Annotated in this window: 16 protein-coding genes and 1 pseudogene; 7 read left to right on the forward strand and 10 right to left on the reverse strand. The window is 70.9% G+C overall.

Annotation, left to right across the window (positions count from 1 at the left end):
- Window positions 1-147: 147 nt before the first annotated feature.
- Both ACQP2H_RS26615 and ACQP2H_RS26620 read left to right on the forward strand, forming a co-directional pair.
- Window positions 148-444 carry a CD225/dispanin family protein gene (locus ACQP2H_RS26615; RefSeq protein ID WP_208567986.1) on the forward strand — a complete coding sequence of 99 codons (297 nt, stop codon included), beginning with the start codon at window positions 148-150 and terminating at the stop codon, window positions 442-444.
- 26 nt (window positions 445-470) lie between these two features.
- Window positions 471-1,088, forward strand: coding sequence for a DUF4190 domain-containing protein (locus ACQP2H_RS26620; RefSeq protein WP_219464670.1), 618 nt, complete (start codon window positions 471-473; stop codon window positions 1,086-1,088).
- Between the two features lie 425 nt (window positions 1,089-1,513).
- Here ACQP2H_RS26620 and ACQP2H_RS26625 read toward each other — a convergent pair.
- A pseudogene (locus ACQP2H_RS26625) lies at window positions 1,514-2,787 on the reverse strand (cell division protein PerM); the annotation flags it as partial.
- Between the two features lie 156 nt (window positions 2,788-2,943).
- On the opposite strand from ACQP2H_RS26625, the gene ACQP2H_RS26630 reads away from it, so the two are divergent.
- On the forward strand, window positions 2,944-3,201 hold the full coding sequence (locus ACQP2H_RS26630; protein ID WP_208567984.1) for a hypothetical protein: 258 nt from the start codon (window positions 2,944-2,946) through the stop codon (window positions 3,199-3,201).
- A gap of 69 nt (window positions 3,202-3,270) precedes the next feature.
- On the opposite strand, the gene sucD is transcribed toward ACQP2H_RS26630, so the two are convergent.
- From sucD to ACQP2H_RS26645, 3 genes are all read right to left on the reverse strand, one after another.
- Complete coding sequence (gene sucD, locus ACQP2H_RS26635; RefSeq protein WP_208567983.1) at window positions 3,271-4,158, reverse strand: succinate--CoA ligase subunit alpha; 888 nt, start codon at window positions 4,156-4,158, stop codon at window positions 3,271-3,273.
- Between the two features lie 2 nt (window positions 4,159-4,160).
- Entirely contained in the window at window positions 4,161-5,339 is a 1,179-nt protein-coding gene (gene sucC / locus ACQP2H_RS26640) for an ADP-forming succinate--CoA ligase subunit beta (RefSeq protein WP_433229324.1), read from the reverse strand.
- A gap of 568 nt (window positions 5,340-5,907) precedes the next feature.
- Window positions 5,908-6,312: a cobalamin B12-binding domain-containing protein gene (locus ACQP2H_RS26645; RefSeq protein ID WP_208567981.1), complete on the reverse strand. Its 405-nt coding sequence runs from the start codon at window positions 6,310-6,312 to the stop codon at window positions 5,908-5,910.
- A 385-nt stretch (window positions 6,313-6,697) separates the two neighbouring features.
- Between ACQP2H_RS26645 and ACQP2H_RS26650 the strand changes: the two genes are divergently transcribed.
- Window positions 6,698-7,414 (forward strand): M23 family metallopeptidase, encoded by a 717-nt coding sequence (locus ACQP2H_RS26650; protein ID WP_208567980.1) that lies wholly within the window; start codon window positions 6,698-6,700, stop codon window positions 7,412-7,414.
- Window positions 7,415-7,756: 342 nt separating this feature from the next.
- The gene (locus ACQP2H_RS26655) at window positions 7,757-8,521 is read left to right on the forward strand and encodes a peptidoglycan DD-metalloendopeptidase family protein (protein ID WP_433233688.1); all 765 of its coding nucleotides are present in this window, start codon (window positions 7,757-7,759) and stop codon (window positions 8,519-8,521) included.
- A gap of 58 nt (window positions 8,522-8,579) precedes the next feature.
- On the opposite strand, the gene pcrA is transcribed toward ACQP2H_RS26655, so the two are convergent.
- Window positions 8,580-10,982: a DNA helicase PcrA gene (gene pcrA / locus ACQP2H_RS26660; RefSeq protein ID WP_219464673.1), complete on the reverse strand. Its 2,403-nt coding sequence runs from the start codon at window positions 10,980-10,982 to the stop codon at window positions 8,580-8,582.
- A gap of 247 nt (window positions 10,983-11,229) precedes the next feature.
- Between pcrA and ACQP2H_RS26665 the strand changes: the two genes are divergently transcribed.
- On the forward strand, window positions 11,230-13,080 hold the full coding sequence (locus tag ACQP2H_RS26665) for a bifunctional metallophosphatase/5'-nucleotidase (protein WP_357535215.1): 1,851 nt from the start codon (window positions 11,230-11,232) through the stop codon (window positions 13,078-13,080).
- 298 nt (window positions 13,081-13,378) lie between these two features.
- Window positions 13,379-13,747: a chorismate mutase gene (locus ACQP2H_RS26670; RefSeq protein ID WP_208567977.1), complete on the forward strand. Its 369-nt coding sequence runs from the start codon at window positions 13,379-13,381 to the stop codon at window positions 13,745-13,747.
- A 129-nt stretch (window positions 13,748-13,876) separates the two neighbouring features.
- On the opposite strand, the gene ACQP2H_RS26675 is transcribed toward ACQP2H_RS26670, so the two are convergent.
- The 5 genes from ACQP2H_RS26675 to ACQP2H_RS26695 form a co-directional block, all read right to left on the reverse strand.
- Window positions 13,877-14,890: an ABC transporter ATP-binding protein gene (locus tag ACQP2H_RS26675; protein WP_208567976.1), complete on the reverse strand. Its 1,014-nt coding sequence runs from the start codon at window positions 14,888-14,890 to the stop codon at window positions 13,877-13,879.
- A complete protein-coding gene (locus ACQP2H_RS26680; protein WP_357535297.1) occupies window positions 14,883-15,911 on the reverse strand; it encodes an ABC transporter ATP-binding protein in 1,029 nt (342 codons plus the stop codon). Before ACQP2H_RS26680 ends, ACQP2H_RS26675 begins: the two co-directional genes overlap by 8 nt.
- Window positions 15,912-15,937: 26 nt before the next feature.
- Window positions 15,938-16,909 (reverse strand): ABC transporter permease, encoded by a 972-nt coding sequence (locus ACQP2H_RS26685; protein ID WP_357535217.1) that lies wholly within the window; start codon window positions 16,907-16,909, stop codon window positions 15,938-15,940.
- 75 nt (window positions 16,910-16,984) lie between these two features.
- On the reverse strand, window positions 16,985-17,911 hold the full coding sequence (locus tag ACQP2H_RS26690) for an ABC transporter permease (protein WP_357014576.1): 927 nt from the start codon (window positions 17,909-17,911) through the stop codon (window positions 16,985-16,987).
- 155 nt (window positions 17,912-18,066) lie between these two features.
- Window positions 18,067-19,710 (reverse strand): peptide ABC transporter substrate-binding protein, encoded by a 1,644-nt coding sequence (locus tag ACQP2H_RS26695; protein ID WP_433229328.1) that lies wholly within the window; start codon window positions 19,708-19,710, stop codon window positions 18,067-18,069.
- Window positions 19,711-19,736: the final 26 nt, after the last annotated feature.

Below are 19,736 nucleotides of genomic sequence, written 5' to 3' on the forward strand. Positions count from 1 at the left end.
CGGGCGGCGACGTTTCGGGTGATCACGCGTGTCGCCCGGACACGGTACGCTGCCGGTCGCCCGGTGGCCGGGCCGCGCCCGCCACCGCACCCCATAGCCAATGATCAGGTACGGACGCCGTACCGACGTGAACGAGGAGTACCACAGATGCAGCCCGGCTACCCCAACCCGCAGCAGCCGATCAACAACAACATGACCCCGTCGATCGTGGCCATCTTCTTCTTCTGGCCGCTGGCGATCCCCGCCATCATCAACGCATCCAAGGTCAACCCGGCCCTGCAGCAGGGCGACTACGCGGGTGCCGAGGCCGCCGCCCGCGAGTCCAAGAAGTGGTCGAAGCTGGCCTTCATCATCGGTGGTGTGTGGCTCGTCATCGTGCTGCTGTGCTGCATCTTCGGTGGTGTGATGGGTGCGATCGACGGCAGCAGCACCAGCAGCTACTGACGGCCCACGACTGAGGAGCAGCCGAGATGCAGCCCGGAAACCCCGGCCACGACCCGTACGGCCAGCAGCCCCCGCACGATCCGTACGGGCAGCAGCCCGTCTCGGGCCAGCCGCAGGACCCGTACGCCGCGCCGCAGGCACCGTACGGGCAGCAACCGGCGGCACCGTACGGCGAGCAGCCTCCGCAGTACGGGCAGCCTCCGCAGTACGGGCAGCCCCCGCACGACCCGTACGGCCCCCAGCCCACCTCGGGCCAGCCGTACGAGCAGCCCTTCCAGCCGGACCCGTACGGCCAGCCCGTCCACAAGGACCCCTACGGGCAGCAGCCGTACGCCGCGGCGGCCTCCTATCCGGGGGCCGGCTATCCGGCGCCGCAGGGGCAGCAGAACACCCTCGGCCTGGTGTCGCTGATCCTCGGCATCGCGTCGCTTCCGCTGCTCTGCTGCCTCTTCCTGGGCATCCCGCTCGGCATCGGCGCGGTGATCACCGGTTGGCTGGGGATGCAGAAGGCCAACCAGGGTCTGGCCAGCAACGCCGGTCAGGCCAAGGCCGGCCTGATCTGCGGCGCGATCGCGGTCGGGCTCGGCATCCTGCTGCTGCTGCTCAACCTCATCGGCAGCTTCACGCTGCCCACCTCGCCCTGACCGGGCGCGACATCGAGGGGCGTCCCGGCACCGTCCGGGGCGCCCCTCGCCGTAAACCGGCAGCACCGCGAGACCGCCGGGCCGGCACGGGACGGCCAGGCCAGACCGCCGGGCCGGCAAGAGACGGCCAGGCCGGCAGCACCGCGAGGCCGGCGGGCCGGCACGAGACGGCGAGGTCGACCCGGCCAGGCCGGCCGGACCGCGCAGCCGGCAGCAGGGTGCGCGGCGCGGTGCAGCCGGCAGGACCGCGCAGCCGGCAGGAGCGGATGCTCAGTCGACGACCGGGCGGGGCGGCCGGTCGGCGGCTGATCGGGGCGGTCCCGGCCCGTACGCGACCGGTCCTCGACCGGGCCCGGCCGGTCCGCAGCCGGCCGGGGGCGGGTGACGGGCGACCGCGGCCGGGCGGGTGGGCGGGCCGACGACGGACGGTCGAGCACCTTGGCGGCGGCGGCCCCGAGCAGCGCGCCGACCGCGACCACGGCGGTGGCCACTGCCGCCACCTGCCACGGCACCGGGCCGATCTCGGCCAGCCGGCCGCCGCCGAGCGATCCGCCGGAGGCCACCGCGGCGAGCCCGACGACCAGGCCGACCACCGGCCCGGCGAGCGCCGCCGGGCCGAGCAGCGCCGGCCAGTCCGGCCCGGCCCGGTCGTCGGGGTCCGGGCGGAGCAGCCGGCGGCCGAGCAGCCAACCCGCCGTCATGCCGGCCAGCACCGGCACCGCCAGCAGCGCCGCACCGAGCCCGTCGACCGGGCCGCTGGGCAGGCCGGCGAGCAGCGGTACGGCCGGCAGCGACCCGACGGACACTTCGCTGAGGCGGATCGCCGTGCCGGTGCCGACGGCGAACCCGGGGCCGAGCAGGTAGGCGGTGGACCAGACGGTGGCGTTCGGTGCGTAGGCCAGGCTGACCAGGGTGATGCCGGCCTGCCCGGCCACCCCGGTCCGGTAGGCCCCGATCAGGTCGGCGGCGTCTCCCCCGCCGGTCGCCACCGCCAGGCCGGCCGCCACGGCACCCGCCCCGAGCAGCAGCAGAGCGGCGACCAGGCCGGTGCGGACACCGTCGCGCAGCACCGCCGGCGCACGCTCGGCCAGCAGGCCGGCGACCCCGGTGGTGCGTGCCGCCCCGACCAGGGCCGCCACCGTGCCGAAGAGCAGCAGGGTCAGCCCGGACCGGACCGGGGAGACCCGCAGGCCGGTGCTGTCGACCAGCAGCGCGGCCAGGACGCCGAACAGGGCGTACCCGATGCCGACCGCGACGGCGACGGTGGCCGCCTGCCGGGGGACCGGCCGCCGCGCGCGCCGACCGCCCGGCTGGCGTGCACCCCGGCCCGGCTCAGCCGCCAGCACGCGAACACCGAGAGCGCCAGCGGGACGAGGCCGATCGGGCCGGCGGTGGTCCCCAGCGGCACCCCGTGGCCGAGCAGCCAACCGGCGAGACCGGCCCGCAGCGCACCGACCACCGAGCCGGCGTCCTCGGTGAACTGGGCCAGCCCGAGCACCACCGCCACCGGCAGATAGGAGGTGACGGCGGCACCGGCGGCGGCCACCCCGGCGGCGACCGGTAACGGCGCCCGGGAGCGTCCGGGCTGCTCCGGCCGACGGGGGGCGGGCACCCGGGCACCACCGGCACGGCCCGGCGGCCGGCCGCCGGCACGGGCACCGCTGGGACGGCGGGGCTGATCAGGGGTGATCGAGGACATCGGGTCTACTCTGGCACGCCGCGCCGGTGGTGGCTGCCCGCCGGGGCCGCCCGGCTCCGGCGAGTTCCGTGATCCACCGCCATGGGCCCCCGATCCGGTCTAGCCTCGGCGCAGGGACGCGACCGAAGTCGCGGCACCGATCGCCCGGAGGAAGCCGTGAATGCTCCGTACCCACCGCCACCGGCTGCGGCCGGGCGGGACCGCACCACGCTCTGGGGGGTGCTCGGCATCGTCCTCGGCCTGATCTGCTGCGGCATCCTGGGCATCGTCTTCGGTTACCTGTCGATCCGCGACGCCAAGCGGTACGGCCAGTCGCCGCTGCTCGGTTACCTGGCCATCGCGTTCGGCGTGATCAACATCATCGGCACCGCGATCTGGCGGGCCAGCGGGAACTACCCGCTCTGGAACAACTGAAGGGGCCGACCGTCTCCGGTCGCCCCCTTCAGCTGTGCGTCGCTCGTTCGGGCTGGTGCAGCCCACGGCTCAGCGGCCGGACATCAGCTCCCGCATCAGCTTGGCGGTCTCGGTCGGGGTCTTGCCGACCTTGACCCCGACCGCCTCCAGCGCCTGCTGCTTGGCCTCGGCGGTGCCCGCCGAGCCGGAGATGATCGCGCCGGCGTGCCCCATGGTCTTGCCGGGGGGCGCGGTGAAGCCGGCGATGTAGCCGACCACCGGCTTGGTGACGTTGTCCTTGATGAAGTCGGCGGCCCGCTCCTCGGCGTCGCCGCCGATCTCGCCGATCATGACGATCGCGTCGGTCTCCGGGTCGGCCTCGAACGCGGCGAGCGCGTCGATGTGGGTGGTCCCGATGATCGGGTCGCCACCGATGCCGACGCAGGTGGAGAAGCCGATGTCGCGCAGCTCGTACATCATCTGGTAGGTCAGCGTGCCGCTCTTGCTGACCAGGCCGATCCGGCCGGAGCCGGTGATGTCGGCCGGGATGATGCCGGCGTTGGACGCGCCGGGCGAGGCGATGCCGGGGCAGTTCGGCCCGATGATCCGGGTCTGCTCCCCCTTGGCCACATTGTACGCCCAGAACGAGGCGGTGTCGTGCACCGGCACGCCCTCGGTGATCACCACGGCGAGCGGGATCTGCGCGTCGATCGCCTCGACCACCGCGCCCTTGGTGAACTGCGGCGGTACGAAGATCACCGTGACGTCCGCCCCGGTCTCCCGCATCGCGTCCGCGACGGAGGCGAAGACCGGCAGCTCGGTGCCGTCGAAGTCGACGGTGGTGCCGGCCTTGCGCGGGTTGACCCCGCCGACGACGTTGGTGCCGGCGGCGAGCATCCGCCGGGTGTGCTTGGAACCCTCGGAACCGGTCATCCCCTGCACGATGACCTTCGACTCCTTGGTCAGCCAGATCGCCATCGTCAGACCCCCGCAGCTGCCAGCTCGGCGGCCCGCTCGGCCGCGCCGTCCATGGTGTCGACCCGCTGCACGAGCGGGTTGCCGGCGCCGTCGAGGATCGCCCGACCGGCCTCCGCGTTGTTGCCGTCGAGCCGGACGACGAGCGGCTTGGTGACCTTCTCGCCGCGTTCCTCCAGCAGGGCCAGCGCCTGGATGATGCCGTTGGCGACCTCGTCGCAGGCGGTGATGCCGCCGAAGACGTTGACGAAGACGCTGCGAACCGACGGGTCGGACAGCACGATCTCCAGACCGTTGGCCATCACCGCGGCGCTCGCGCCGCCGCCGATGTCGAGGAAGTTGGCCGGCTTGACGTTGCCGTGCCGCTCGCCCGCGTAGGCCACCACGTCGAGGGTGGACATGACCAGACCCGCGCCGTTGCCGATGATGCCGACCTCGCCGTCGAGCTTGACGTAGTTGAGGTCCTTCTCCTTGGCGGCCTGCTCCAGCGGGTCCACCGCGGCCTGGTCGACCAGCGCCTCGTGGTCCGGGTGCCGGAAACCGGCGTTCTCGTCCAGCGTGATCTTGGCGTCGAGCAGCAGCATCGTGCCGTCGCCCGTCTTGGCCAGCGGGTTCACCTCGACCAGGGTGGCGTCCTCGGCGACGAACGCCTTCCACAGCCCGACCGCGACCGCGACGACCTGGTCGGCGACCTCGGCCGGGAACCCGGCCGCGGCGACGATCTCCCGGGCCTTTGCCTCGTCCACGCCCTCGACCGCGTCGATCGGGGCCTTGACCACCTTGTCGGGGGTCTCGGCCGCGACCTGCTCGATGTCCATACCGCCGGCCACGCTGGCGATGCAGAGGAAGGTGCGGTTCGCCCGGTCGAGCAGGTAGGAGAAGTAGTACTCCTCGGCCACGTCCGCGGTCACGGTGATCATGACCTTGTGGACGGTGTGACCCTTGATGTCCATGCCGAGGATGTCGGTGGCCCTGGCCACCGTCTCGTCGGCGCCCTCGGCCAGCTTGACGCCGCCGGCCTTGCCACGGCCACCGACCTTCACCTGCGCCTTGACGACCACCCGATCGCCGAGGCGTTCGGCGATCGCGCGGGCCTCCTCCGGGGTCGTGGCGACGCCGCCGGCGAGCACGGGCAAGCCGTGCCGCTCGAACAGGTCCCGCCCCTGGTACTCGTACAGGTCCACGATTGCGCGTCCCGTCCCGTCTCCGCGGCGCGCCGTCGCGCCGCCGCCAGCGTTGTGAAACTCCGTTGACGCCTGTCATCAGTTGAAACAGGCCATTGGCCGCAGCCTAGCGAGGTGGGCACCGGCGGCAACCGAGCGGGTGCGCGGTGTGCGGTAATGCACAGCGCGCCGCTGGCGACTCGCCGGTGACACAAATTGGTCCACAGGTTGTCCCAAGCAACGCGTAACCCCACCGTACGGGCGTCGTTGAGTCTGATGTCGGAGCGCTGGTCAGCGCGAAGACGGGAGCGGCCGATGCCCTGTCGGTCGAGGGGTGGCGGCGGGGCATCGTGCATAGAAGGGCCGGGCGTGTGAGGGGTGCGTCCGGCCCTTCACCCTGCCCGGATTCGGATGCCTCCCGATCCGTCGCCCCGGCCGGGCCACACCGCCCCCGGGATCACACCGCCGCCCGGGTCACACCACCGCGGGGAGCACACCGCCGCCGGGGTCACGGCACGACGAAAACGGCGGCGACCGGAAACCGGCACACCACCGTCGGCGTACGAAGGGGTGCGGCGCACCCGGGTGGTCAGCCCACCGGCTGGGCCACGTTGGCCCGGACCCACTCCACGATCGACTGGGTGGTCGCACCCGGCGTGAAGATCTTCTTGACGCCCAGCTCCACCAGCTCGGGGAGATCGGCGTCGGGGATGATGCCGCCGCCGAAGACGACGATGTCCCGCGCGTCCCGCTCGGCGAGCAGCTCCAGCACTCGGCGGAAGAGCGTCATGTGCGCACCGGAGAGCACCGAGAGGCCGACCGCGTCGGCGTCCTCCTGGATGGCGGTCTCGACGATCTGCTCCGGGGTCTGGTGCAGGCCGGTGTAGATGACCTCCATGCCCGCGTCACGCAGCGCACGCGCCACCACCTTCGCGCCCCGGTCGTGGCCGTCGAGGCCCGGCTTCGCGACGACTACCCGGATACGAGAGTTCATCAGCGCACACCCTTCACGGCTCCGCGGCTACCAGCTGAACGAACGGTAACCCGACCGACCCGGGGTGGAGAACCCGGGCCGGACCCCTACCGTGCCGACCGGCGACCCGGAAGCCGGACGCCTCCGCCGAACGGTCACGGTGCGCGACGAACGGGCAGGAAGAGGGACAGCCGTCCGGCGTCTGGAGCTATGACAATGAGGGACGGAAAGGGACAGAAGGAATCGCCGCTTCGGTGCCTACGCTTGTGACCGGAGCGGTGGAGGGCTAACGTGTCCACGGTTGTCATCAGGTCCACGGACGGGTGATGACGCGATCTACGACCGTTCGATCAGCTGCACCGAACGGTCGGAGATTGCATCGGATCCCCGACAACGGAGGGTGTGCGTGCGCCAGCGCCTGTCGTCTGAGCCCGATAGATATCGCGGCCGCCGCCGTGTACCAACCCCCCCACGGAGCCGCTACGCGGCGGTCGTCACCACCGCGTTCGTCGGTGCCGGGATCGTCGCGCTCGGCGCGGGGGCGATGCCGGACGCCAAGAGCGTCAGCCCGTCGGTCCTCGACGAGCTCCGGCAGGCCTCGATCACCAGCCAGGACGCCGCCGCGCGGGCCGACGCCGCCGACCGGGCCACCCGCGACAACGCCCGGGACACCGCGGCGGGCGTCGACGAGCAGGACCCGTGGCTGCTGCCCATGCAGGGCTACGACTTCAACTCCCCGTACGGCATGCGGTGGGGCAAGCTGCACACCGGCATCGACCTGGTCGCGCCGGAGGGCACCCCGTACGTGGCCATCCACTCCGGCACGGTCACCAAGGCCGGCTGGTTCGGCGGTTACGGCTACGCGGTGATCGTCCAGCACGCCGACGGCAGCGAGGCCATCTACGGTCACTCCTCCGCGGTGAGCGTGCACGAGGGCCAGCAGGTCAAGGCGGGCGACCAGCTCGGCCTGGTCGGCAACACCGGCCACTCGTACGGCGCGCACCTGCACCTGGAGGTCCACGTCAAGGGCCAGCCCCTCGACCCGGTGCCGTGGCTCCAGGAGCGCGGAGTGGACATCAAGCTACAGGTCGAGGCGTACTACACCGAGAAAGCCGCCTCCTGACCCTGCGTGACGCCTGTTGACCGCCCGGATCTACGGATCCGGGCGGTTTCGCGTGCGGGTAAGTCTGCTGCGTCACACACCGCGATGTGACCGACGGCACTGGCGACCCGGCCCGGTCAACGGGGCAGACGACACCCCGGCGGGACATAGCCGGGCAGCCCTGCGGGGCGGTCGGGGCTACCCGCCGGTACCGGTTCCCGTCCCGGCGCGCTCCGACACCCAGGATGGTCCGGTCCGAATCCCCTGAGTGTGTGAAGGTCCGCCGTGCAGGAAGACAACGACAGCACCACCGGCAACGCCGACAGCACCACCCGCAGTGCCAGCACCACCCGCAACGCGCGGATTTCCGCCGCCGTGATCCGGCACCGGCGGCGTCACCCACGCGGCGCGCGCGCCCTCGCCGTCGGCGTGGTCGCCCTGGTCGGCCTCGGCCTGGCCGGGGCCGCCACGGCCGCCCTCGACCGGGACGACGCCCCCGAGCCGGCCACCGTCGCGCTCGACGCACAGGCCCGTGCCGAGGCCGCCGACCGTGCCGACCGGTCCACCCGGGAGTCGACCGCCCCGGCCAGCCCCAGCGCCGTGCCGACCCCCACCAGCGCCAGTCCCACCCCGACGGCCGCCCCGACGCGGAAGCCGAAGACCAAGCCGAAGGTCACCGCGAAGCCGAAGGCCGTCGCCAGGAAGACCACCGCTCCCAAGCCGAAGCCGTCCTGGGTGATCCCCATGGCGGGGGCCGGGATCACCTCCTGCTACGGGCAGCGCGGGGGCGCCCTGCACGCCGGAATCGACTTCGCCATGCCGGCCGGTACCCCGATCCACGCCGCTGCGGCCGGCACCGTGGTCAAGGCCGGCGACGTCGGCGACGGCTACGGCATCTCGGTCTTCGTCGACCACGGCAACGGCTACCTGACCCACTACGCCCACCAGAGCAGCGTGAAGGTCGGCGTCGGCGACCGGGTCGGCGTCGGCGAGGTGCTCGGCTACGAGGGCTCCACCGGCGACTCCACCGGCCCCCACCTGCACTTCGAGGTGCACCAGGGGCAGATGTGGAACCAGATCGACCCGGCGCCGTTCCTGCGCGCCCGGGGCATCGACGTGGCCTGCTGAGCCGTACCGGCGAAGGGTCCGGCCCGGCAACGCGCCGGACCGGGCCCTTCGGCGTCGGTCAGAGCTTGTCGAGCGGGGCGTGGCGCAGCACCAGCCACATGGTCTGGTCGCCGAAGTCGATCTGCGCGCGGGCGCTCGGCCCGTGCCCTTCGACCGCGAGCACCCGCCCCAGGCCGTAGCGCTGGTGGTTGACCCGGTCGCCGGCAGACACCTTCGGCCCCTGCGGCAGCTCGCTGGCGGTGGCCAGCCGACTGGCGTCGACCCCGAGCCGTTTCGCCAGCTCCGTCGCCCTCGGCGTGCCCCCGGTGAAGCCGCCACGCCCGCCGGGCACGCGGTCCGCACGCCCCCCGACGCCGCCGCCCCCACCGGCCCACGAGGTGTACGTCCCCTCGGTGCGCTCCCAGCGGACCAGCTCCGGCGGCAGCTCCTCCAGGAAGCGCGACGGCGGGTTGTACGACGGCTGCCCCCAGGCCGAACGGGTGACCGCCCGGGACAGGTAGAGCCGCTGCCGGGCCCGGGTGATCCCCACGTACGCCAGCCGCCGCTCCTCCTCCAACTCCCGGGTGTCGCCCAGCGAGCGCAGGTGGGGGAAGACGCCGTCCTCCAGGCCGGTCAGGAACACCACCGGGAACTCCAGGCCCTTGGCGGTGTGCAGGGTCATCAGGGTGACGACCCCCTGGTGGTCGGGGTCGTCGGACGGGATCTGGTCGGCGTCGGCGACCAGCGCCACCTGCTCCAGGAAACCGGCCAGGGTGGCCCGCTCACCGTCCTCGCCAAGCGCCTCGATCCGCTCGGTGTACTCCCGGGCGACGCTGACCAGTTCCTGGAGGTTGTCGACCCGGCCGGCGTCCTGCGGGTCGACGCTCTCCTCCAGCTCGGTCAGGTAGCCCGACCGGGTCAGCAGCGCCTCCAGCACCTCCTCCGGGGTGCCCTCCTCGGCCAGCTCGCGGGCACCGTCGAGCAGCGCGACGAACTCGGCGATGGAGTTGGCGGCCCGGGTGGAGATGCCCGGTGCCTCCCGGGCCCGGCGCAGCGCCGCGCCGAAGGAGATCCGGTCCCGGCTGGAGAGCGCCTCGACGCACGCCTCGGCCCGGTCGCCGATGCCCCGACGTGGGGTGTTCAGCACCCGGCGGAGGCTGACCGTGTCGTCGTCGTTGACCACCGCGCGCAGGTAGGCCAGCGCGTCGCGGACCTCCTTGCGTTCGTAGAAGCGCACCCCGCCGACCACCTTGTAGGGCAGGCCGACCCGGATGAACACCTCCTCGAAGACCCGGGACTGGGCGTTGGTGCGGTAGAAGACGGCCACGTCGCCGGGGCGGGTCTCTCCCGCGTCGACCAGCCGGTCGACCTCCCGGCCCACCCAGTCGGCCTCGGCGTGCTCGGTGTCGGCGACGTAGCCGACGATCTGCTCACCGGCCCCGGCGTCGCTCCACAGCCGCTTGGGCTTGCGGGAGGTGTTGCGGTCGATCACCGCGTTGGCCGCGTTGAGGATGGTCTGGGTGGAGCGGTAGTTCTGCTCCAGCAGGATCGTCCGGGCGTCGGTGAAGTCCCGTTCGAACTCCAGGATGTTGCGGATCGTCGCGCCCCGGAACGCGTAGATCGACTGGTCGGCGTCACCGACGACGCACAGCTCGGCCGGCGCGATCCCCTCGGTGCCGGCGACCAGCTCCTTGATCAGGGTGTACTGCGCGTGGTTGGTGTCCTGGTACTCGTCGACCAGGACGTGCCGGAACCGGCGGCGGTAGCTCTCCGCGACGTGCGGGTGCGACTGGAGCAGGTGCACCGTCGTCATGATCAGGTCGTCGAAGTCCAGCGCGTGCGCCTCCCGCAGCCGCCGCTGGTAGAGGGTGTACGCCTCGGCGAGCGCCCGCTCGTTGGGGCCCGTGGCCCGGCCGGCGAACTCCTCCGGGTCGGTCAGCTCGTTCTTCAGGTTGGACACCTGGGCGGCGAGCCCCCGGGCCGGGTAGCGCTTCGGGTCGAGATCCAGCTCCCGGGCGACCATCTGCATCAGCCGGCGAGAGTCGTCGGCGTCGTAGATGGAGAAGGTCGACTTCAGGCCGGCGTGCTCGTGCTCGGCGCGCAGGATGCGCACGCAGGCGGAGTGGAACGTCGACACCCACATCAGCCGGGCGCGCGGGCCGACCAGGTGGGTCACCCGTTCCTTCATCTCACCGGCGGCCTTGTTGGTGAAGGTGATCGCGATGATCTCGCCGGGGTGGACGTCCCGCGCGGCGAGCAGGTAGGCGATCCGGTGGGTGAGCACCCGGGTCTTGCCGGAGCCGGCCCCGGCCACGATCAGCAACGGCGAGCCGGAATGGGTGACCGCATCCCGCTGGGGACCGTTCAGGCCCTCCACCAGGTCCTGCGGGTCGAGGCGGCGGGCGGGGCCGGGCCGGCGCGGCGGAACCGACGCGGGCTCGGGCGCGGGCGGGGACGCGGGGATGTCGAAGAGAGGATGCATCGCACGGCGAGTCTATGCCGTCGGCCGGACACTTCCCGCCCGCGCACGCCCGGGGCGCCCGAGCCCCGTCACCACCGCCGCGCCACGGCCACCTGCCGCCGCTGTCACGCCACGACCCGGTGACGGCGTCGGCCAGGACTGAGACGAACCTGTCACGCTGGCCCCACTGGCATCTTGGGTCCCGAGGCGCGACGATGACCCGGGAAATCCCCGCCTGCTCCCCCGTAGACGACTTGGGAGAACAACCATGAGTCAACCGCGCTCGCGCGGTCGGGCCGTGCTGCGTCACCTCGCCGCGCCGGTCCTCGCCCTGGCCGTCGTGGCCAGCCTGCCCAGCACCGGCCGCACCACCACGCCGCCGGCCGACGCCGCCCCCGGGGCCGGCCTCGCCCCGGTCGCCGTCTCGTACGCCACCGCGACGGGTGGCGAGGTCAAGGGCCAGTTCCTCAGCTACAACGACTTCCACGGCGCGATCGACCCGCCCGGCGGCAGCGGCGCGACCGTCAACGGCACCCCGGCCGGCGGGGTGGAATACCTGGCCACCTGGCTGAAGAAGCTGCGGGCCGAGGCGAAGGCCGAGGGCCGGGTCACCACCACCGTCGGCGCCGGCGACCTGATCGGGGCCACCCCGCTGGTCAGCGCCGCCTTCCACGACGAGCCCACCATCGAGCTGATGAACCAGATCGGCCTGGACGTCAGCTCGGTCGGCAACCACGAGTTCGACGAGGGCGTCAAGGAGCTGCTCCGGATCGACAAGGGCGGCTGCCACCCGGTCGACGGCTGCCAGGACGGCGACGGCTTCGCCGGCGCGAAGTTCACCTACCTCGCCGCCAACACCATCAACAAGAAGACCAAGCTGCCGATCCTGCCCCCGATCGACGTGAAGTTCGTCGGTGGCGTGCCGGTCGGCTTCGTCGGGGTCACCCTGGAGGGCACCCCGGGCATCGTCAACCCGGCCGGTATCAAGGACGTCACCTTCACCGACGAGGTGCAGACCGCCAACAAGTGGGGCGGCCTGCTCAAGCTCTTCGGTGTCAAGGCGATGGTGCTGCTGGTGCACGAGGGCGGCGCACAGTCCGCGCCGCCGGCCACCCCGGGCGTCTCCGACTGCGCCAACTTCTCCGGCCCGATCGTCGACATCGTCAAGGGCCTGCGGCCGGAGTTCGGCGTGGTGGTCTCCGGGCACACCCACCGCTTCTACTCCTGCTCGCTGCCGAACTCCTCGGGCAAGCCGAGCGTGGTCACCAGCGCCGGCAACAACGGCCAGCTGGTCACCGACATCGACTACTCGCTGGACCGGCGGTCCGGCCGGTTCACCGGCATCACCGCGAAGAACGTGATCGTGGAGAACGGCGTGCGCAACGCCGACGGGACCTGGCAGCAGACCGGCGGGGTGTTCGCCAAGAACCCGGCCCTGGTCGACGCGGGCGCGAAGACGCTGGCCGACAAGTACCGCACGGCGGTCGCCCCGATCGCCAACCGGGTGGTCGGGAAGATCAGCGCCGACCTCGTCCGGGACGTCCGGCCCAACGGGGAGAGCCCGATGGGTGACGTGATCGCCGACGCGCAGCTGGCGTACACCAGGGGCGACGGGGCGCAGCTCGCGCTGATGAACCCGGGCGGCGTACGGGCCTCCCTGTCGTACGGGGCGTCGGCCGGTGGTGAGGCGCCGGGCGAGGTGACCTACGGCGAGGCGTTCACCGTGCAACCGTTCAACAACCTGGTGGTCACCCAGACGTTCACCGGCGCGCAGCTCAAGGACGTGCTGGAGCAGCAGTTCGTCGGCTTCAAGGGGCAGACCACCCAGCGCATCCTCCAGCCGTCGGCCGGGCTGACCTACTCGTACGACAGCACCGCGCCGGCCGGCTCGCGGGTCAGCGCGCTGACCCTGAACGGCACCCCGGTCGACCCGGCGGCCAGCTTCCGGGTCACCACGAACGACTTCCTCGCCAACGGCGGGGACGGGTTCACCGAGCTGGCGGGCGGCACCGGCCGGACCACCGCCCCCGGCTTCGACGTGGACGCCCTGGTGGCGTACCTGGGTGCCGGGGAGCCGGTCGCCCCCACGGCGGCGGACCGCATCACCCGGTTGGGCTGACCTGAGGGCCGGGCTTCCCGTCGGCGCGTCCGCGCGCCGACGGGGGCCCGGCCCGATCCCGTCGGCGGGGGACACGGTCGAACCCAGCGGCCGGGGACTGCTTGCGCGGACCGGCTTCCGGTCGGCATACTCGACGACGTGATCGAGCGGCGGTTCTTCTTTTACTACGGCACCGGGAGTCCGGCAGCCGTGGGTCGCGCCTGATCGACAGGACCTACGAAAGCCCCGGGCTCGGAGAGCCCGGGGCTTTTTCGTCCCGGGATCCGAACACCGGGCCCGAGACCCGAGGGGTACGACGATGATGACTGACGTGGTGGAGTCCAGCGGTGGCCCCGCGCGGCACGACGAGCCGGCCGGGGCCGATCCCACGGAGACCGACCCGACCGGAGCCGCTGCCGCCCGTACCGGCACCGGTGACACGGCGGCGGCCGAGCGGATCGTGGCGATCAGGGAACGGATCGACGAGATCGACCGGACGCTGATCGCGCTCTGGCAGGAACGGGCGGCCCTCTCCCAGGAGGTCGGGGTGACCCGGATGGCCTCCGGGGGCACCCGGCTGGTGCTCTCCCGGGAGCGCGAGATCCTGGAGCGCTTCCGCACCGAGTTGGGGGCCGACGGTACCCAACTCGCGCTGTTGCTGCTGCGGGCGGGGCGCGGCCCGCTGTAAGGGCGGACCGCCGGGCGCTGCGGAAGGGCGGGCCGCCGGGTGTGGGGGTGGAGCTGCCGGACCACGGGCCGGCAACGACGAACCGCCTGCCGCCGTCGGGGTGACGGTGGCAGGCGGCCCGGGTGTGGCTCACGCGTCGTGCGTGGCGACGATCTCCCGCTTCTCGGCGAAGTGGCAGGCGCTCGGGTGGTCCGAGCCGGGGCGGATCTCCAGCAGCGGCGGCTGCTCGGCGCAGAGGTCCTGCGCCTTCCAGCACCGGGTGCGGAACCGGCAGCCCGACGGCGGGCTGATCGGCGACGGGACGTCACCGGTGAGCCGGATGATCGCCTTGTTCTCCCGCAGCGTCGGGTCCGGCACCGGCACCGCCGACAGCAGCGCCTGGGTGTACGGGTGGGTCGGCCGCTCGTAGATCTCGTCCTCGGTGCCGATCTCCACGATCTTGCCGAGGTACATCACCGCGACCCGGTCCGACAGGTGCCGGACCACCGACAGGTCGTGCGCGATGAACACGTACGACAGGCCCAGCTCGTTCTGGAGCTTCTCCAGCAGGTTCATCACCTGGGCCTGGATCGAGACGTCCAGGGCGGAGACCGGCTCGTCGCAGACGATCACCTCGGGGCGCAGGGCGAGCGCCCGGGCGATGCCGATGCGTTGCCGCTGACCGCCGGAGAACTGGTGCGGGTACCGGTTGATGTGCTCCGGGTTGAGGCCGACCAGGTCGAGCAGTTCCTTGACCTTGTCCCGGCGGCTGCCCCGCGGCGCGACCTCCGAGTGGATCTCGAACGGCTCACCGATCAGGTCACCGACGGTCATCCGCGGGTTCAGCGAGGTGTACGGGTCCTGCATCACCAGCTGGATCTGCCGGCGCAGCCGCCGCAGCGCGCCACCGGAGAGCTTGGCGATGTCCTGGCCCTTGTAGTGCACCGTGCCGGCGGTGGGCTTCTCCAGGTTCATCAGGACCCGGCTCAGCGTCGACTTGCCGCAGCCCGACTCGCCGACCACGCCCAGCGTCTCGCCGGCCTTGAGGTCGAACGAGACGCCGTCGACGGCCTTGACCTGGCCGATGGTCTTCTTGAACACGATGCCCCGGGTGACCGGGTAGTGCTTGACCAGGTCACGGACTTCGATGATGTTGTCAGTCACGGTTCACCAGCTCCTCGGCGAAGTGGCAGGCGCTGGCCCGACCGGTGCCGATCTGCAACAGCGGGGGGACGGTCTCCCGGCACACCGGCTGCGCCATGGGGCAGCGCGGGTTGAACGGGCAGCCCGGCGGGATGTTCATCAGGTTCGGCGGGAGGCCCTTGATGGTGCGGAGCTGCTGCCCCTTCTCGTCCAGCCGGGGGATCGAGTTGAGCAGGCCGAGCGTGTACGGGTGCGCCGGCTTGGCGTACAGGTCGTAGACGTCGGCTTCCTCGACGATCCGGCCGGCGTACATGACCGCGATCCGGTCCGCGACGTCGGCGACCACGCCGAGGTCGTGGGTGATCAGGATCATGCCCATCCGGCGTTCCCGCTGGAGTTCGCCGAGCAGGTCCATGATCTGGGCCTGCACGGTCACGTCCAGCGCGGTGGTCGGCTCGTCGGCGATCAGCACCTCGGGGTCGAGCGCCAGCGACATCGCGATCATCGCGCGCTGCCGCATGCCCCCGGAGAACTGGTGCGGGTAGTTGCTGAACCGGCCCTTGGCGTTCGGGATCTTGACCTGGTCGAGCATCTCGATCGCGCGCTTCTTGGCGTCGGAACGGCTCATCCCGCGCCGGATCCGGAACTGCTCGGCGATCTGGAACCCGACGGTGAAGACCGGGTTCAGGGCGGAGAGCGAGTCCTGGAAGATCATCGCGATGCCCTCGCCACGGATGCGGCGACGTTCCTCGGCGGACATGGTGAGCATGTCCTTGCCGTGGAAGCGGACCTGACCGCCGGTGACGAAGCCGGGCGGCATGTCCAGGATGCCCATGATGGTCTGCGCGGTGACGCTCTTACCGGAGCCGGACTCGCCGAGCACGGCGAGGGTCTCCCCCGCGTCGACGTGGTACGTCACTCCGTTGATGACCTTGGCGACGCCGTCCCGGGTGCGGAACTCCACCCGCAGGTCGTCGACCTCGAGCAGCCGGCCGGAGGGGCGACCGGATCCGTCGGCGCCGGGCGCGGACTGCTCGGACACGAGAATGTCGGACAACTCAGTCTCCCCTATCGGAGCTTCGGGTCGAGGGCCTCGCGGACCGCCTCGCCGAGCATGACGAAGCTCAGCACGGCGGTGACGAGGAACGCGGAGGGGAAGAAGAGCAGGAAGGGCGAGACCCGGAGGTAGTTCTGCGCTTCATTGATCATGATGCCCCAGGAGACCACCGGGCTCTGCAGGCCGATACCCAGGAAGGACAGGGTGGCCTCGGCGCCGATGAAGGAGCCGATCATGATCGTCCCGTAGACCAGCAGTGGCGCCAGGCAGTTCGGCAGCAGGTGCTTGAAGATGATCCGGCCGGTGCTGGCACCCATCGCGCGGGCCGCCACGATGTAGTCGGCCTCCTTGGTGGCGAGCACCGAGGAGCGCATCAGCCGCATCACCACCGGCCAGCTCAGCAGCACCAGCGAGCCGATCACCAGGAACTTGATCTCCCACTCGCCGTTGTTGGCGCCGGCGCCGTTGAACGTGGTGAGGATGACGATCGCGCCGAGCACGAACGGCAGGCCGAAGAAGATGTCGGTGATCCGGGAGAGCAGGCCGTCGACCCAGCCGCCCTTGTAGCCCGCGATGATGCCGACCGCCCCGCCGATCAGCAGTGTGCCGATCGTGGAGAGCAGGGAGACCACGATCGAGGCGTTGGCGCCGTAGATCACCCGGGCATAGACGTCCCGCCCGAGCACGTCGTAGCCGAACCACGCGTCGCCGGAGGGCTCGAGCCGGCTGCGGGAGAGCGCGGTGGCGTCCGGGTCACCGGAGGTGAACAGCGACGGGAAGGCCGACATCACCACGAAGAGCACGATGAAGATGGCGGAGATCCAGAACAGCGGCTTGCGGCGCAGGTCGATCCAGGCGTCGCCGAGCAGGCTGCGCGGCTTCTCCTTCTTGCCCGCCGGGCCGACGGGGGCCGGGGAGCTTGCCTCGGTCAACTGCTCGGGACGGGGCGTGCTCACGATCGAAGCGGCACTCGGGTCGCTCATGCCTGCACCTCGCTGCGCTCGGCGCCGGCCTGGTTGCCCGCGCACACTGCAATGACGATTCGTTCGCTGCTGCGCTCACTCATAGCGGATCCTCGGGTCAAGTGCGGCGTAGAGCAGGTCCACCAGCAAATTCATCACCAGGTAGACGAGTACCAGCACGACCACGATGGAGACAACGGTAGCGCTCTCCTTGGTGACGATCGCCCGCAGCACGGTGCGGCCGATGCCGTTGATGCCGAAGATGCCCTCGGTGATGATCGCGCCACCCATCAGGGCGCCGAGGTCGGTGCCGAGCAGGGTCACCACCGGGATCAGCGAGTTGCGCAGCAGGTGGATACCGACCACCCGGCGCATCGGCAGCCCCTTGGCGATCGCGGTACGCACGTAGTCGGCCCGGCGGTTCTCCGCGATGCTGGTGCGTGACACCCGGGCGATGTACGCCATCGACGCGCTACCCAGCACGAAGCCCGGTAGGAGCAGTTCGGTGATCCGCATCTCGTTGGAGACGGTCGGCTTGACGATGCCGAGCTTCACACCGAAGAACCACTGGAGCACGAAGCCGACCACGAAGACCGGCAGCGCGATCAGGAAGAGCGTGGAGACGAGGACCAGGTTGTCCAGGAAGCCGTTGCGGCGCAGGCCGGTGAGCACACCGGCGGTGAGACCGATGACACCCTCGATGACCAGGGCCACCAGGGCCAGCTTGAGGGTGTTCGGGTACGCGGTGGCGATGATCTCGCCGACGTCGCGCCCCGACCAGGTGGTCCCGAAGTCGCCTTGCAGGAGGTTCTTCATGTAGGTGGCGTACTGCACGAACCAGGGCTGATCCAGCTGGAACTTCTCGGTCATCATGGCCCGGTAGTTGTCCGGGCAGCCACGGTCACCGCACTTGCCGGCGAACGGGTCCCCGGGGACCTTCCACACCAGCAGGTAGATCATCAGCGTCGTCCCGATGAAGACCGGGACGAGTTGGAGCAGCCGTCTCACCAGATAACGGCCCATGGGGTGGTCCTCCTGACAAGGGGTGTGCCGGGGGCGGGGGTGCGGCCGACACGGGTGGCGACAACGTGGCGAGGGGTGGGGTGCACGCACTCGCGGAACGGCCCCGGGTCGGGCTCACCGGTAGGCGAGCCCGACCCGGGGTCAGATCGAACGGATCAGAGCTCGACGGAGGTGATGTCGAGCTCGCCGACGTTGGTCAGCTCCATCTTCTTGATCTTCTCGGAGTGACCGGACTGCTGGCCACCGAAGTAGATCGGCATCGACGGAACGTCCTGGTCGATCTTCTCGACCGCCTTGGCGAACAGCTCGTGCGAGGCCTCCAGGCTCGGGGCGGAGCTGGCCTGCTTGGACAGGGCGTCCACCTCGGGGTTGCTGTAGAGACCGTCGTTCGAGGAGCCACCGGTCACGTAGAGCGGGTTGATCCAGTTCTCCACGTCCGGGTAGTCCTGCTGCCAGCCGGCACGGTAGGCGCCGTCCATCTTGTGGGCGTTGATGTTCTGCCGGAAGACCGCGAAGGTCGGCACACCGACGGCGACCGCGTCGATACCCAGAGTGTTCTTGATCTGCCCGGCGACGGCCTCCATCCAGTCCTTGTGGCTGGCGTCGGCGTTGTAGTACATCTTCAGCTGCCCGGTGAAGCCACCGGCCTCGCTCAGGAGCTGCTTGGCCTCGTCCGGCTTGAACTGGCAGGCGGTGCAGTTGCCCGGCTTGGCACCCGGGGTCAGCGGGTTGGCCCAGCTGTCGGCCGGCTTACGGTTACCGAAGAAGATCTTGTCGGTGATCTCCTGCCGGTTGATCGACAGCGAGATCGCCTTGCGCAGCTTCGGGTTCTGGAAGCGCTTGTCGTAGATCGGGAACGCGATGATGCCGGTGGACGGCGTGGTCGACGGGATCGCCCGGTCGGCCAGGTCGGCCTTCCACTTGTCGCCGGCCAGCGAGGAGACCGGAACCTGCTGCTGGAAGTCCAGGTTGTTGGAGACCAGGTCGTTGTAGGCCGCCGTGTCGTCCTGGTAGATCTTGACGTTGACGTCCTTGATCTTCATCTTGTCGCGCAGGTTGTAGTCGTCGAACCGCGTCAGCTTGATCGCGACGTTGTTCTCCCACGAGACGAAGCTGACCGGGCCGTTGCCGATCGGCTTCTTGCCGAATGCCTCGGCGCCCTGCGAGAAGAAGGCGTCCGGCAGCGGCATGAAGGTGCTGTAGCCGAGCTTGGTCGGGAACACGGCGGTCGGCGCGGCGAGCGTGACCTCGAAGTTCCAGTCGTCGACGACCTTGAGGCCGGACATCTCCTTGGCCTTGGGCTCGGGCGCCTTCTTCGGGCCGTCACCGTCCGGGTCGGAGGTGTTGACGTCCTCGAAGCCGGCGATGTCGGCGAAGAAGCTGGCGTTCTGCGCGCCGTTCGGCGAGTACGCGCCCCAGTTCCAGGCGTCCACGAAGTTCTTGGCCTTGACGACGGTGCCGTCGTGGAACTTCGTGTTCTGCTTGATCTTGATCTTGTAGACCTTGGAGTCGGTCGTCTCGATCGACTCGGCCAGCGCGTTCTGCGGCGCACCACCGTTGTTGGGGTACTCGACCAGACCGGTCCAGAGCCAGTCGATGATCTTGCCGCCACCGGTCTCGGTGGTGTTCGCCGGAACCAGGGGGTTCTCCGGCTCGGTGCCGTCGACGACGATGGCCCCGTCCGAGCTGCTGGCGCCGCTGCTGCCTTCGTCGTCGTTACCGCTGGAGCAGCCGGACGCGATGAGCGCGAACGCCGCACCCATCGCAATGGCGCCGCTCGCCCGCTTCGAGACTCTCATTCCGAGGGGCCTCCTCTTTCTAACCT

The organism is Micromonospora sp. CA-248260, assembly GCF_050942205.1.
GTDB lineage: Bacteria > Actinomycetota > Actinomycetes > Mycobacteriales > Micromonosporaceae > Micromonospora > Micromonospora antibiotica.